Origin of the sequence: Streptomyces sp. NPDC051133, assembly GCF_040682635.1 — a bacterium.
Taxonomy (GTDB): domain Bacteria; phylum Actinomycetota; class Actinomycetes; order Streptomycetales; family Streptomycetaceae; genus Streptomyces.
The window spans coordinates 34,058-46,279 of the sequence record NZ_JBFBBK010000014.1 but is presented as its reverse complement, the minus strand read 5'-3'; the positions used below and the strand labels follow the sequence as shown (position 1 = coordinate 46,279).

At 71.0% G+C, this 12,222-nt stretch carries 11 protein-coding genes; 9 read left to right on the top strand and 2 right to left on the bottom strand.

Features of this window, described 5'->3' with window-relative positions; translation table 11 throughout:
* Positions 1 to 51 precede the first annotated feature (51 nt).
* Positions 52 to 243 carry a hypothetical protein gene (locus tag AB0N17_RS16505; protein ID WP_366012005.1) on the bottom strand — a complete coding sequence of 64 codons (192 nt, stop codon included), beginning with the start codon at positions 241 to 243 and terminating at the stop codon, positions 52 to 54.
* 548 nt (positions 244 to 791) lie between these two features.
* Between AB0N17_RS16505 and AB0N17_RS16500 the strand changes: the two genes are divergently transcribed.
* The 9 genes from AB0N17_RS16500 (at position 792) to AB0N17_RS16460 (ending at position 11,963) form a co-directional block, all read left to right on the top strand.
* Positions 792 to 4,691, top strand: a complete 3,900-nt coding sequence (locus AB0N17_RS16500; protein ID WP_366012004.1) for a nitrate- and nitrite sensing domain-containing protein — start codon at positions 792 to 794, stop codon at positions 4,689 to 4,691.
* Between the two features lie 9 nt (positions 4,692 to 4,700).
* Complete coding sequence (locus AB0N17_RS16495) at positions 4,701 to 5,114, top strand: roadblock/LC7 domain-containing protein (protein ID WP_014675212.1); 414 nt, start codon at positions 4,701 to 4,703, stop codon at positions 5,112 to 5,114.
* Positions 5,115 to 5,226: 112 nt separating this feature from the next.
* On the top strand, positions 5,227 to 5,625 hold the full coding sequence (locus AB0N17_RS16490; RefSeq protein ID WP_009190816.1) for a DUF742 domain-containing protein: 399 nt from the start codon (positions 5,227 to 5,229) through the stop codon (positions 5,623 to 5,625).
* Positions 5,606 to 6,181, top strand: a complete 576-nt coding sequence (locus tag AB0N17_RS16485; protein WP_184970470.1) for an ATP/GTP-binding protein — start codon at positions 5,606 to 5,608, stop codon at positions 6,179 to 6,181. The genes AB0N17_RS16490 and AB0N17_RS16485 overlap by 20 nt, the downstream gene beginning before the upstream one ends.
* A gap of 380 nt (positions 6,182 to 6,561) precedes the next feature.
* Complete coding sequence (locus AB0N17_RS16480; RefSeq protein ID WP_366012003.1) at positions 6,562 to 9,792, top strand: nitrate- and nitrite sensing domain-containing protein; 3,231 nt, start codon at positions 6,562 to 6,564, stop codon at positions 9,790 to 9,792.
* Between the two features lie 10 nt (positions 9,793 to 9,802).
* The gene (locus AB0N17_RS16475) at positions 9,803 to 10,216 is read left to right on the top strand and encodes a roadblock/LC7 domain-containing protein (RefSeq protein WP_003993185.1); all 414 of its coding nucleotides are present in this window, start codon (positions 9,803 to 9,805) and stop codon (positions 10,214 to 10,216) included.
* A gap of 94 nt (positions 10,217 to 10,310) precedes the next feature.
* On the top strand, positions 10,311 to 10,880 hold the full coding sequence (locus AB0N17_RS16470) for a DUF742 domain-containing protein (RefSeq protein WP_366012002.1): 570 nt from the start codon (positions 10,311 to 10,313) through the stop codon (positions 10,878 to 10,880).
* Complete coding sequence (locus AB0N17_RS16465; protein ID WP_071369867.1) at positions 10,861 to 11,442, top strand: ATP/GTP-binding protein; 582 nt, start codon at positions 10,861 to 10,863, stop codon at positions 11,440 to 11,442. Before AB0N17_RS16470 ends, AB0N17_RS16465 begins: the two co-directional genes overlap by 20 nt.
* Positions 11,443 to 11,528: 86 nt before the next feature.
* Positions 11,529 to 11,963: a hypothetical protein gene (locus tag AB0N17_RS16460; RefSeq protein WP_366012001.1), complete on the top strand. Its 435-nt coding sequence runs from the start codon at positions 11,529 to 11,531 to the stop codon at positions 11,961 to 11,963.
* Between the two features lie 59 nt (positions 11,964 to 12,022).
* On the opposite strand, the gene AB0N17_RS16455 is transcribed toward AB0N17_RS16460, so the two are convergent.
* Positions 12,023 to 12,220 (bottom strand): acyl-CoA carboxylase subunit epsilon, encoded by a 198-nt coding sequence (locus tag AB0N17_RS16455; protein ID WP_366012000.1) that lies wholly within the window; start codon positions 12,218 to 12,220, stop codon positions 12,023 to 12,025.
* Positions 12,221 to 12,222: the final 2 nt, after the last annotated feature.

Here is a 12,222-nt window from a genome sequence, read left to right as displayed (position 1 = left end):
ATCGTCGCGGGTGCGTGATCCTCCCGGCCGCGCTCGACCGGGTCTGCCGGGTTACTCTCCGGACGCGCCGGCGCCCACCGGGACGTCCATCAGGACGGTGCGCCGGGGGTTGGCCGTCTGGGCGGGAAGGTCGACGGAGTGGTCCGGGAGCGCGGTCGTCTGCAGGTCGCCGGCGTCCTCGAGGTGCGCCAGGGTCGTGCGTCGCGGGTTTGCGATCTTGTGGAACATCATCGTCGTCTTCACCGTTGTCGTCCTCAGAGTCGTCGCTCTTGTAAAGCGTCAGGCTAAACATCCGATTCCCTGTCGATGACGCCAACTGGCCGCCCTGGGCATGTGAGTTTGCTCACGAACTCAAGGACGAATCGGTCAAATCCGACCCGCAAATCGCCTCGCCGAAACGGACATTGACCCCCTGAAGCAACCATTCCGCTCCTGATCATGGCGACTGGGACACCGGAGGCCCGGCGACGACTCGCAGGGATACGCCCGTTATGCCCCGGATCAGGGTCCACGGCAGGTGACGTGTCACTCACACGCCGTCACGGAGGTCACAGCTCGGGACACGGCCCTTGTTGGAGATCCTGCACTGTGCTGGAATTCCACGGACCGCCGCGGGATCGAGCCGGCGCGCAGGGGGCGCAACGCAGCGCCGGATGTGGCGGCGAGATAGGGGGAACCAGCGCCGGTCACTCCAGACCACCGGGGGGCGTATTCAGGGCGCTCTCCAGAACGCCGACACCGTGTTCCTCCGTTCGCGCGGAGGGGCGCCTGGTCCAGAGGTTGCGACGCTAGTGCAGGGACGTTTCAAGAGGGATGGCAGCGCTTCGGCGGAGCCGGAGTCGCACGACGGGACTGGCCCCATGAAGGGCAGCTCCTCGCCCCAGCACGCCCAGAACCCGGGCTCGGCCCCGTCCGGGGACGGCGGTGAGCGCGGCGGACGCCCCGGCCCGTCGGCCTCGTCGGCGACCACGGCGGCCACCAACTCCGCCGGCCCCACGCCGACCGTGAAGCCCTCGCAGGGCCCCACCGGTCCCGGCTCGCGCATGGCCCTGCGCAACTGGCGCATCTCCACGCGCCTGGTGTCGCTGCTCGCGCTGCCCGTGGTCGCGGCGACCTCGCTCGGTGCCCTGCGCATCAGCGACAACATGAACGACATCCAGCAGCTCGACAACATGAAGCTGCTGACGGACATGACCAAGCAGGCCACCGAGCTGGCCGCCGCGCTCCAGGACGAGCGCGACCAGTCCGCCGGCCCCCTGGCGCACGGCCTCACGGTGAACAACTACGAGGTCAAGGGCTACCAGGAGAAGACCGACCGGGCCCGTTCGAACTTCCAGAACGCGGCCGAGGAGATCGACGCCGCCAGCAAGCAGGGCAACCTGCAGGGCGTCCGTGACAACCTCGTCGGCCTCTTCAACCAGCTGGACCAGCTGGCCAAGATCCGTAAGAACGCCTACCAGCAGAAGGACAACTCGACCCAGACGATCGAGGCCTACCACCGGCTGATCACTCAGCTGATCGGCCTCTCGGAGGACATGGCCGAGGCGTCCAGCAACCCGGAGATGATCCAGCGCACCCGCGCCCTGGCGGCCTTCTCCACCGCCAAGGAGTACGCGTCGGTGCAGCGCGCCGTCATCGCCGCCGCCCTGCCCTCGACCCCCAGCGGCAAGAGCAACCTCTCCGACAACGACCGCCTCTACGGCGAGTCGGCCTCCGAGAGCGAGAGCTCCGAAATCTCGATCTTCCGCAAGATCGACACCGCGGAGGACCCCGAGGAGCTGCTGAAGCCGATCGACCAGGGCAACCCGACGATCCAGTCCGCCGACCTGTACGCCAAGCGTGCCCTCGCCTCCCCGGAGGGCCTCGGCCAGCAGACCGCGCGTTCCTACCGCGACTGGGTGGACGACAGCTCGACCAAGATCGAGCAGATGAAGAAGATCGAGCACACGCTGCTCGAGGACATGGAGCAGAAGGCGCGCGAGCTGAAGAGCGCCACCCAGCGCGACGCCATCATCTCCGGTGCGCTGATCCTGCTCGTACTCGGCGTGTCGCTGGTCGGCGCGTTCGTCGTGGCCCGCTCCATGATCCGCTCGCTGCGCCGGCTGCAGGAGACCGCGACCAAGGTCGCCCAGGAACGCCTGCCCGAGCTGGTCAAGCAGCTCTCGGAGTCCGACCCGCAGGACGTCGACACCTCCGTGGAGTCGGTCGGCGTGCACTCCCGGGACGAGATCGGCCAGGTGGCCACGGCCTTCGACGACGTGCACCGCGAGGCGGTCCGCCTCGCCGCCGAGCAGGCCCTCCTGCGGGGCAACGTCAACGCGATGTTCACCAACCTCTCGCGCCGCTCCCAGGGTCTGATCCAGCGCCAGCTGTCGCTGATCTCGGAGCTGGAGTCGCGCGAGGCCGACCCGGACCAGCTGTCCTCGCTGTTCAAGCTCGACCACCTCGCGACGCGTATGCGCCGTAACGGTGAGAACCTCCTCGTCCTCGCGGGTGAGGAGCCCGGCCGCCGGTGGACCCGCCCGGTCCCGCTGGTCGACGTGCTCCGTGCCGCCGCGTCCGAGGTGGAGCAGTACGAGCGCATCGAGCTGGCCGCCGTGCCCACGACCGAGGTCGCCGGCCGGGTCGTCAACGACCTCGTGCACCTGCTCGCCGAGCTGCTCGAGAACGCCACCTCGTTCTCCTCGCCGCAGACCAAGGTCAAGGTCACCGGTCACGCGCTGCCCGACGGCCGCGTCCTGATCGAGATCCACGACACCGGTATCGGCCTCTCCCCCGAGGACCTCGCGGCGATCAACGAGCGGCTGGCCTCGCCGCCCACCGTGGACGTGTCGGTCTCCCGCCGCATGGGTCTGTTCGTGGTCGGTCGTCTGTCCCAGCGGCACGGCATCCGCATCCAGCTCCGCCCGTCCGACTCCGGTGGTACGACCGCGCTGGTCATGCTGCCCGTGGACGTGGCCCAGGGCGGCAAGAAGCCCGCTCCGGGCAAGCCGGGCGCGCCGGTCGCCGGTGGTCCCGCCGCCGCGCAGGCCGCGGCCGGTGCGGCCGCGGCGCGCCGCGCGAACGGCGGCAACGGCCAGGGCGGCGCCCTCGGTGGCGGCCCGTCCGGCGGTGGACTGCTCGGTGCCGGTCCCGGTCCGCGCGGCCAGGTCGGCTCCGGCCAGGGTCCCCGGGCCGCGCTGCCCGGCGCGGGCCAGGGCGGCCGTCCCGGTGCGCCGGGTGGTGCCCGGGGTCCGCAGGGCGGTGCCGGTGCCTCCCAGCAGGGCCGGCCGGCCGCCGGTGCGGGAGCGGGTGGCTTCGGCTCCCCGGCCCCCGGCGCCACGCAGGGTCTGCAGGCCGCGAACCCGGGCGGGGCCCAGCAGGACGCCTTCGGCGGCCGTGGCCCGCAGCGGCCCGGTGCCCGTTCCGAGCGGGGCCGTCAGCCCCAGCTGCCGCCGCGCGGCGGCCCGCGGGCCGAGCTGCCCGGCGGCGACCAGCAGCGCACCCCGGACTGGAGCCCGTCCCAGGCCCCGCTGTCGCGGGCCTCGCTGGACGCTCCGCGCGGCCACGACGAGCAGGACCCGACGCAGACCGCGCGCATGCCGCGCGTCGACGACCGGCAGGGTCCGGGCTCGACCTCGGAGATACCCCGGATCGACGCCCAGGGTCCGTCCGCCACGGGCGAGTTCCCCCGCGCGGATCTGAACGGCGCCCAGAGCACCGGCCAGTTCGCCCGCCCGGACCTCTCCCAGCAGCCGGGCCAGTTCGGCCACCGGGACGCCTCCCAGACCACCGGTCAGTACGGCCGCCCCGACGGCGCCTCGTACGGCCGGCCCGAGGACGCCCAGACCACGGGCCAGTACGCGCGGCCCGACGACGCCCAGCAGACGGGTCAGTTCGCCCGGCCGGAGAGCCCGCAGCTGCCGGGCCGGTTCGACAGCCCCGCCGCCCAGCAGGGCACGGACCCGTTCGTCCGCTCCGACGTGTTCGGCACGCCGGCGCCCGGACGGCAGGACGACGCCCCGCAGAACACCGGCCACCACACCGGCCAGTTCGCGGCCCCGCAGGCGTACGACGGCGGCTTCGACTCGGGCGCCACCGGACAGCACGCGCTGCCCGGCCGCCAGAACCCGGCGCACACCGGCCAGTTCGATCGCCCGCAGCCCGGCGGCCGGAACGACTTCGCCACCCCGCGCCCGCAGGCCCCGCAGCAGCAGCGCCCGGCGCACCGCGAGCCGGAGGCGCTGCCGCCGGCCAGCGGCCCGGTGGACGGCCGTACCCCGCTGTATGACACGCTGGAGACCAACTGGTTCCACGGTCAGCAGCAGGAGAGCGCGCCCGCGCCGCAGCAGTCGCAGCAGCCGCAGGCGCCCGCCCCGGCTCCGCAGCGACCCGCGGCCGGCAACGGCTCCACCACCGGCTCCTGGCGTACCTCGCCGAACGACGATCTCGTCCGGCAGGCAGAGCGCGTCCGGCAGCCCGCGTCGGGCGGGATCACCACGTCCGGCCTGCCGCGCCGCGTACCCCGGGCGAACCTGGTCCCGGGCACCGCACAGCAGCAACAGCACCAAGCCGGTCCGCAGGTCTCGCGTGCGCCTGACGACGTACGCGGACGGCTGACCAATCTTCGTCGGGGCATCGCTCAGGGCCGTCAGGCCGGCAGCGGCCAGACCGGCAGCTACCCGAGCCCCACTCACCAGCAGGAGCGTTAGTTGAGTCCGATGAGCCAGGCGGCACAGAACCTGAACTGGTTGATCACCAACTTCGTGGACAACACCCCCGGGGTGTCGCACACGGTGGTGGTCTCCGCCGACGGCCTTCTGCTGGCGATGTCCGAAGGTTTCCCGCGGGACCGCGCCGACCAGCTGGCGGCCGTCGCGTCCGGTCTGACCTCACTGACGGCCGGGGCGTCCCGGATCTTCGAGGGCGGCACGGTGGCGCAGACGGTCGTCGAGATGGAACGGGGCTTCCTCTTCCTCATGTCCATCTCGGACGGGTCGTCCCTCGCGGTCCTGGCCCATCCCGAGGCGGACATCGGTCTCGTCGGCTACGAGATGGCACTGCTCGTCGACCGCGCGGGGGCGGTACTCACCCCGGACCTGCGCGCCGAACTCCAGGGAAGTCTGCTTCACTGACCGCCCCCGGCACCACCCACCTCACAAAAACACCGTCCGGCCGCCACAATCCCCCCACCGGCCCCCGACAGACGGCTTGACCGACCGACTTGCTGTCCCGCCCGGAGGATTCATGACCCCGCCCACCGCCCATCATGATCCGTACGCGGAGCCGTACGGGGACGAGGGCGACCAGCCGCTGGTACGTCCGTACGCGATGACCGGCGGCCGGACCCGGCCGCGCTACCAGCTCGCGATCGAGGCGCTGATCAGCACCACGGCCGACCCGGCAGCGCTCATGGGCCTGCTCCCGGAGCACCAGCGGATCTGCCACCTGTGCCGGGAGGTCAAGTCGGTCGCGGAGGTCTCCGCGCTGCTGGCCATGCCGCTCGGTGTGGCCCGGATCCTGGTCGCCGACCTCGCCGAGGCCGGCCTGGTCGCCATCCACCAGCCGGGTGGCGACGAGAACAACGGCGGCGCTCCGGATGTGACGCTGCTCGAAAGGGTGCTCAGTGGACTTCGCAAGCTCTGACGCGGGCCGGGCCACCACCTCCGCGAAGATCGTGGTGGCGGGCGGCTTCGGCGTGGGCAAGACCACGTTCGTCGGCGCCGTCTCGGAGATCAACCCGCTGCGCACAGAGGCCGTGATGACGTCCGCTTCGGCCGGCATCGACGACCTCACCCACACCGGAGACAAGACGACGACCACCGTCGCCATGGACTTCGGCCGCATCACCCTGGACCAGGACCTGATCCTGTACCTGTTCGGCACCCCCGGACAGGACCGCTTCTGGTTCATGTGGGACGACCTGGTACGCGGCGCGATCGGCGCGGTGGTGCTCGTGGACACCCGGCGCCTGGCCGACTGCTTCCCCGCGGTCGACTACTTCGAGAACAGCGGCCTGCCGTTCGTCGTCGCCCTCAACGGCTTCGACGGTCAGCAGCCCTACGCCCCCGAGGAAGTACGGGAGGCGCTGCAGATCGGACCGGACACCCCGATCATCACGACCGACGCCCGCCACCGCGCGGACGCGAAGAGCGCGCTGATCACGCTGGTGGAACACGCCCTGATGGCACGCCTGAAGTAGCACTCAAGTAAGACCTGCCGTACGGCAGTTGTCGTAAGGCGATCGGAGCCGACTGTGGCCTTTGACACGGTCGGCTCCGGTGTTCATAACAGTTCGGCAGAGGAATCGCCCGTCATCACCACGCGACGCGGTCGGGTGGTGCCGCTGCGCTCACAAACGCCCCGCCTTTTGGCGGGGCTCGCTCTTTATGACCGTTTTATCTGGGCCTTACAAGTGCGTGCTCCGCCGGTTTCCACTGTTTGGAAGTGCGCTGGTCCACGTGCTGGAATGCCTGAACTGCCCAATGGTCAAAGACGTACTCCGTAGTGGTCTGTGACGTACCGGGCTCTGAGAGACTGCGGCACGACGTAGGTGCCGACCGCCGAGAGGTTGTTGGTCGAGTGAGGCGAAGCAAGAACGGTCCCGAGCCGTCGGCACGGGGCAACTTCACCCCGCCGCCGCGCGCTGCGGCGCCCAGTCCTGTGCCCGGTGCGGAACCGGCGGCCACTCCCGCGTCCAGCGGCGGCCGTTTCTCCCCGCGCAACTGGCGGGTGCCGACCCGGCTGAACGCGATCCTGCTCATACCCGTGGCGGTCGGTCTCGTCATGGGCGGCTTCCAGGTGAAGAGCTCGATCGACACCTGGCAGAACGCGCAGGACGCCGAGAACACCGCGCGCCTGGTGCGGGCCTCCCTGTCCTACGCCAACGCCCTGGAGAACGAGCGGGACATCACCGCCGCCCCTCTGCTGAAGGGCAAGGCGGCCACCGCCGAGGACAAGAGGACGCTCGCCGCCGCCCGCGCCGCGACCGACAAGGCCGCCGACGTCTTCGACCAGGCCGCGCAGAACGCACCGCACACCTCCGGCCTGGAGCGCCGGCTGACGCTGTTCCACAAGGACGAGCCCTTCCTCCAGACGCTGCGCACGGGCGCGTACACCTCCAAGTTCACCGGCGTGCAGACCGAGGAGGGCTACGTCAAGGTCGCCCACCCGCTGATGGAGTTCGCCAACGAGCTCGGCCTGGGCACCGGAAACATCACCTCCTACGGCCGTACCGTCTACGCCATCTCGCTGACCAAGGCGGCGCTGTCGCTGGACCGGTCGATCGGCACGCACATGCTGGTCAAGCCCGGTCCGGACGCCCCGAACCTGGCCAGCCAGCGGGTCGCCCTCTCCTCCTACGCCTACCTGGAGGGCATCGCCGTCGAGGAGTACCTCGGCGGTGGCACCCAGGCCGACGCGGACCGGCTGGACGCCGAGAAGGCGGACATCCAGAGCAAGGCCGCCGCCCTGGTGCAGCAGGCCAAGGCCCAGAATCCCCGCTTCGTCGCGCCGCCGTCCGACCCGCAGGACATGGTCACGGAGCTCGCCCAGCTGGACACCACCGACCCCGTCGCGCGCCAGCAGCTCGCGGCCAAGGGCATCACCCCGCAGAACTGGTGGGCGGTCAACACGCTCAAGTTCAACGCCTACCGCCAGATCGAGTCGGACATGGCCGACAAGGCCGTGAACGAGGCCTCGTCCATCGCCGACGACGCGAAGACCTCGGCCATCACCACCGGTGCCGTGGTCGTGATCGCCCTGCTCGCGGCGTTCATCCTGGCCGGTCTGGTGGCCCGCCAGATGAGCCGCGCGATGCGCCAGCTGCGCAACGCGGCCTTCGGCATCGCCGAGCAGCGGCTGCCGATGCTGGTCGACCAGCTCTCCCGCACCGACCCCGGCCGGGTCGACACCCGGGTCGCGCCGATCCCGATCACCACCAAGGACGAGATCGGCGAGGTCGCCCGCGCCTTCGACCAGGTCCACCGCGAGGCGGTCCGGCTCGCCTCCGAGCAGGCCCTGCTGCGGGGCAACATCAACGCGATCTTCACCAACCTGTCGCGCCGCAACCAGTCGCTGATCGAGGGCCAGCTGACCCTGATCACCGACCTGGAGAACAACGAGGCCGACCCCGACCAGCTGGAGAACCTCTTCCGGCTGGACCACCTGGCCACCCGTATGCGCCGCAACGGCGAGAACCTCCTGGTCCTCGCCGGCGAGGAGCCCGGCCGCCGCTGGGACCAGCCGGTCCCCCTCGTCGACGTGCTGCGCGCCGCCTCCTCCGAGGTGGAGCAGTACGAGCGCATCGAGCTGTCCGGCGTCCCCGAGGCCGAGATCCACGGCCGCGCGGTCACCGACCTCGTGCACCTGCTGGCCGAGCTGCTGGAGAACGCCACCACGTTCTCCTCCCCGCAGACCAAGGTCCGCGTCACCGCGACCCGGCTGCCCGACGGCCGCGTCATGATCGAGATCCACGACAAGGGCATCGGCCTGACGGCCGAGGACTTCGCGGACATCAACCACAAGCTGGCCAACCCGCCGACCGTCGACGCCGCGATCTCGCAGCGCATGGGCCTGTTCGTGGTCGGCCGCCTGTCCGACCGGCACGGCATCCGCGTCCAGCTCCGCCCCTCGGGCGAGCAGGCCGGTACGACGTCGCTGGTCATGCTGCCGGACGCGATCACGCACGGCGGTGGCGCCGAGACGCCGCTGGACCGCGAGGAGTTCACGGTCTCCCAGATCATCCCGGATCAGCAGTTCCAGGGTGAGAGCTTCAGCCAGGTGCAGCCGATGCGCACCGCCGCCGAGCTGGGCTTCGACGACAGCCGCTACACCGAGGTCCCCGACGACCTGCGCGACCTGGACCCCGTCGGACGCTCCCTGATGCGCGAGGAGCGCCGCGCCGCCCTGGAGGCCCAGACCCACGGCCAGCCGGAGGAGTCCGCGGAGGCGGCCCCCGCCGGCTACGCCGACCCGGTCTTCGAAGGCCGGCAGGCCTACCAGGAGCAGTCGCAGCCGTCGTACGAGGAGCGGTCCTACCAGCAGCAGCCGCAGCAGCCGTCGTACGAGGAGCAGACGTACGCGGAGCCGCAGCAGGCCTCCTACGCGGAGCAGACCTACGACAAGCCGTACGACGAGCAGTACTACGCGCCGAACGGCGGCTACCCGGACCCCACCTATGCGGAACCTGCGCAGGCCCCGTCCTACCAGGACGACTGGCCCCAGCAGCCGCAGCAGGACGGCTACCGGAACGGCTACCCGGCCCAGTACGCTCCGGAAGCGGAATCCGAGCAGGCCGCTGACGCGAGTGAGCGGAACCGCGTAGGCTTCGACCGTCCGGGACCGGCCTCCCCCGCCTCCCACGGCCTGACCGACGCCGGGCTGCCCCGTCGCGGATCCGCGGCGAGCGGTTCCCAGGGCACCGGCCGCACCAACGGAACGGCGCACGTGCAGCAGGACGCGCCGGCTCCCGCGGCGAGCCCCGCTCCGGCGAACAACGGCGACAACGGCTGGCGCTCGGCGAACGACGAGCGGTGGCAGCAGGCCTCGGCGCTCAAGAAGCCCAAGGCGGGCGGGGTCACCGCCTCGGGCCTGCCGCGGCGGGTGCCCAAGGCCAATCTGGTCGAGGGTTCCGCCGAAACCACCCCCCAGGGAGGCCCCCAGGTCTCCCGCGCCCCGGAGGACGTCCGGGGCAGGCTGAGCAACCTGCGTCGAGGCGTCCAGCGCGGACGCAACGCAGGCAGTGAAACGAACGGCCAGGCCACTAGGAATCAGCACAGTGGTCCCGACAGCACCTACAACCAGGAGCGTTAGTGTGAGCCCGATGAGCCAGGCGGCACAGAACCTGAACTGGTTGATCACCAACTTCGTGGACAACACCCCGGGGGTGTCCCACACGGTGGTGGTCTCCGCCGACGGACTCCTTCTGGCGATGTCCGAAGGCTTCCCCCGCGACCGCGCCGACCAGCTCGCGGCCGTCGCTTCCGGCCTGACGTCTCTGACGGCAGGCGCCTCCCGGATCTTCGAGGGGGGTGCCGTGAATCAGACGGTTGTGGAGATGGAGCGTGGATTCCTCTTCATCATGTCCGTATCCGACGGTTCCTCGCTCGCGGTGCTGGCCCACCCGGAGGCGGACATCGGCCTCATCGGGTACGAGATGGCCCTTCTGGTGGACCGCGCGGGCACGGTCCTGACCCCGGATCTCCGTGCGGAGCTCCAGGGGAGCCTTCTCAACTAGTAATCGGACGGTGCGTATTCGTGTCCCGGGGCCGTAAGGTTTCGGGACGCGGCTCCACACGGATGGGTGCCCGGCACAGTCGGAGGAGGAGAAAGTGGCAACACCCCCAGGCGGTTCGTCTTCGGGCAACTGGTCGTACGGCCCTGCCCAGGGCCATGGCGACGGTTCGGCGAACCGGTACAACTTCCCCTCCGCCCCCGGCCACCACCAGCCGTACGCCCCGCAGGGCCCCGGTCCGTCGCCGTACGACCAGCCGCCGGCCCCGCGGATCCAGCCGGTACAGCCCCAGCGCCGTCCCGAGCCGGCGCCGGCCTCGGCGTCCAACAACCCCCTGGTGCGTCCGTACGCCATGACCGGCGGCCGGACCCGCCCGCGCTACCAGCTCGCCATCGAGGCACTGGTGCACACCACCGCCGCTCCGCACCAGATGCAGGGTCAGCTGCCCGAGCATCAGCGGATCTGCAACCTGTGCCGGGAGATCAAGTCGGTGGCCGAGATCTCGGCCCTGCTGACGATCCCCCTCGGCGTGGCCAGGATCCTCGTCGCCGACTTGGCGGAAGCGGGCCTGGTCGCCATCCATCAGCCCGGCGGCGACGAGAACGCCGGTGGCCAGCCAGACGTGACACTGCTCGAAAGGGTGCTCAGTGGACTTCGCAAGCTCTAGCGGCGGTCCTTCCCGCTCCACCACCTCCGCGAAGATCGTGGTGGCGGGCGGCTTCGGCGTGGGCAAGACCACGTTCGTCGGCGCCGTCTCGGAGATCAACCCGCTGCGCACAGAGGCCGTCATGACGTCCGCGTCCGCCGGTATCGACGACCTCACCCACACCGGGGACAAGACCACCACCACGGTGGCCATGGACTTCGGCCGTATCACCCTCGACCAGGACCTGATCCTGTACCTCTTCGGTACCCCGGGCCAGGACCGCTTCTGGTTCATGTGGGACGACCTGGTACGCGGTGCCATCGGCGCGATCGTCCTGGTCGACACCCGGCGCCTGGCCGACTGCTTCCCCGCGGTCGACTACTTCGAGAACTCGGGCCTGCCCTTCGTCATCGCCCTCAACGGCTTCGACGGCAACCAGCCCTACCAGCCGGACGAGGTGCGCGAGGCGCTGCAGATCGGCCCCGACACCCCGATCATCACGACCGACGCCCGCCACCGCGCGGACGCCAAGTCGGCGCTGATCACGCTGGTGGAACACGCGCTCATGGCGCGCCTGCGCTGACGCTCCGCGCCAGGCAACCTGACACGGCCCCCGCCTCTCTTCCTGGGAGGAACGGGGGCCGTCGGCATGTGTGCGGGAGGGTGAAGGTGGCACGGGACGAGGAGACCTGGGAGTCCCTGGACCGCCGCGGCAAGGTGCTCGCCGGGGCGGCGGTCACCGGGCTGGGTCTGGTCTCGGCGGCAGCCGTCGGTGTCTTCCTGCTGGCCGTGGTGCTGACGACGGTGGCGGCGTTCCCCGGCGTCATCGAGGCGGACGGATGGGCGGCGGTCGGGTGGGCCGTGCTGTGGGTGGTGCCGAGCGCGCTGGTCATCTCGGCGCTGCTGGTCCCGGTCCGGTTGCTGCTGCGCGGTGTGTTCCCGCCCCGGCCCCTGCGTTACGCGCTGGGCTGGTCCGGAACCTTCCTCACCGCCGGCCTGGTCCTCGCCACCGCCCCGGGCCTGCACTGCCACTCCCTGTGGCCGCCCCTGTGCGTCGCGACCCTCGACGCGGTGCTGGAGACGTTCCTGGAGAAGTCTTCCTGATGACGGCGACGGCCCCGCCCTCCCGGAGGAGAACGGGGCCGTACGTGCGTGGAAAGGGCTCAGTGCCAGCTGTGCGGGGCCCGGAAGCCGCCCTCGCGCTCCAGACGGCGCCAGCCGGCCTTGGGGCGGCCCCGGTGGGCCTGGGCGGAGTCGGCTGCGGGGCGGGCGGCCGCGCGGGCCAGGAGGACGGCCGTGATGGCGGCGACTTCCTCGGGGTCGGCGTGGCCCTTCTCGACGCGGATGTCAGGAGTGCTCATGG

Bases quoted from the DNA above. Each gene is read 5' to 3' on its own strand.
- AB0N17_RS16475 (WP_003993185.1), top strand. From the start codon at position 9,803: ATGAGCCAGGCGGCACAGAACCTGAACTGGTTGATCACCAACTTCGTG.
- AB0N17_RS16490 (WP_009190816.1), top strand. From the start codon at position 5,227: ATGACCCCGCCCACCGCCCATCATGATCCGTACGCGGAGCCGTACGGG.
- AB0N17_RS16455 (WP_366012000.1), bottom strand. From the start codon at position 12,220: ATGAGCACTCCTGACATCCGCGTCGAGAAGGGCCACGCCGACCCCGAG.
- AB0N17_RS16495 (WP_014675212.1), top strand. From the start codon at position 4,701: ATGAGCCAGGCGGCACAGAACCTGAACTGGTTGATCACCAACTTCGTG.